The organism is Xenorhabdus sp. SGI240, from assembly GCF_040081915.1.
Taxonomy (GTDB): Bacteria; Pseudomonadota; Gammaproteobacteria; order Enterobacterales; family Enterobacteriaceae; genus Xenorhabdus; species Xenorhabdus bakwenae.
The window spans coordinates 1-1,801 of record NZ_JBEBMB010000174.1; the positions used below are offsets into that span (position 1 = coordinate 1).

Consider the following 1,801-nt stretch of genomic DNA (forward strand, 5'->3'; position numbering starts at 1 on the left):
TCTTGTCGAGTGTGAGTCATACCTGCGTCCCCTTCTGTTGATTATTGGTGGTGGCGATTCAAGGCAGGGTTCGCGGACCGGGAGTAATCAACCGGCAAGGTGTTAGCCTTCCCCGCCTGAACCGCCATTGAAAGGGCGATCACAGGCACACTGGTAGAAACATCCTACCAGTGGATTACTCATAACAAGGCCGCGACGCCTTGACTATCAGATTTTGCTGATAGCTTTTTTACTTTAACTGATTGAGTTATCTAATTCAATAATCGAACAGGTAAGTTTAATAAGTAAATTAAGTTATTAGAGCACTTAAATTGAATAAACCATTCCACAACATGGGATACATTTATCACTGCACATAACACTGGCGGCATCCTCATTAACTTATTCTAAGAAGAGGGCGATATCATCTCTTGCTGCCAAAGTGGAGTCCCAGCCCAATTATCAATAAACCCCATCTTTTCCCATTTCACACAACAGGGTTTATCCTTCATCAATTCTGTTAATTGTGTTTTAAGTCCATCATTGTAAGACACTTGATCTGAAAGATATTTCAACACAACCAGTCTACTGTAAAGCGTGGATGGATTAATAATATGTTGCTCTAATTCACTGCCTTTTTTAGGCGGAAATGCACGAAAAGATCGGTTCCAGATACGGTTATGATGTGCACAGAGATTACGAATATGGCTTAATGTGTGAAACCAGGACGCCATGACTTCATAATTTTTAACATTAAACTTGTGTGCGATCGCTTTCTGGTCAACAGGTAATAACGATTTATACATTTTCGACCATGAACCAAAGCTCAATGTTTCTGTAATCATCCAGGAAGGCGGATATTTCGGGGTGTGATATTTTTTCTTATAATGTTCAATAAACGTTTCTTTGGCTTCATTAATTTGACCAAAAAAGTTTTCATAGTGGTAGTCATTGCTCAAAACAGATAAGTTCATGAACCAATGAGCACCATATTTTCCACTCATATGCTCAGACAAACAGGTTCGCAACCCTATTTCAACTTTTTGTATTTGCTCGAGTATAATTAAACGTAGTTTGCGATCAAATTCATAAAGCTGGATAACATCTTCCAGCGTCGTTCCTGCAACAAAATTCTTTGGTTCAATCGGTTGTGGTATACGCTGATCATCCATAATGTAAAAAGGATAAAAATAACCCCGCAATCTGTAATAGCCGATAAATGTCAGGGCATTTTCTGCCACTTTGCGATCTTTTATAATCAGGCCACGTTCCTGGAGCTTATTAATCAGAAAAGAAATATTTTCAGGACGCTTTTGATAAATCTTCTTTTGCGTAGGGGTAGTCATAAAGTGTCTGGAAAGTAAAATTCAGGTAAAAAAAAACCCGCCAATTTGCGCATTCCCTGATAAGGGACTCAGCGTGGCAGGTGTACTTGTGCTTAAGTATACATAGGTGCCGTATTATTTTTTAACAAAAAATGCTATTTATGTTAAAAAATGCTTTTGATTCATTAGTATAACACGTAATACCAAGAAACTCTGAGGGTTTGGTTTTTATTCGTTTTTTGACCGATTTTATGAAGAAGCCCTGTTGCAACAGGGCAATTTGTTGATGATAAAAACCACGTCAAAACGGGATCTCATCCGCCCAATCCAGCTCTTCTTTCTCCTCCTCCGGCAAAGCAGAAGGTTGAGCCGTTTGCGTGTTTTTTCTCTCCTTACTGATGGGCTTAGAAGGCTGTGGCTTCGGTGCGGGCTTATGCCCCACCTGCTGAGTAGCCGCCTGTTTTACATCGCCACGACTTCCCAGCATCTGCATCGTG

At 40.1% G+C, this 1,801-nt stretch carries 1 protein-coding gene and 1 pseudogene; both read right to left on the reverse strand.

Annotated elements, in window-relative coordinates; translation table 11 throughout:
- Positions 1-386 precede the first annotated feature (386 nt).
- Positions 387-1,325: an Abi family protein gene (locus ABLA76_RS18120; protein WP_348988973.1), complete on the reverse strand. Its 939-nt coding sequence runs from the start codon at positions 1,323-1,325 to the stop codon at positions 387-389.
- Between the two features lie 280 nt (positions 1,326-1,605).
- Positions 1,606-1,801 (reverse strand): annotated as a pseudogene (locus ABLA76_RS18125) (single-stranded DNA-binding protein); the annotation flags it as partial.

Bases quoted from the DNA above. Each gene is read 5' to 3' on its own strand.
- ABLA76_RS18120 (WP_348988973.1), bottom strand. From the start codon at position 1,325: ATGACTACCCCTACGCAAAAGAAGATTTATCAAAAGCGTCCTGAAAAT.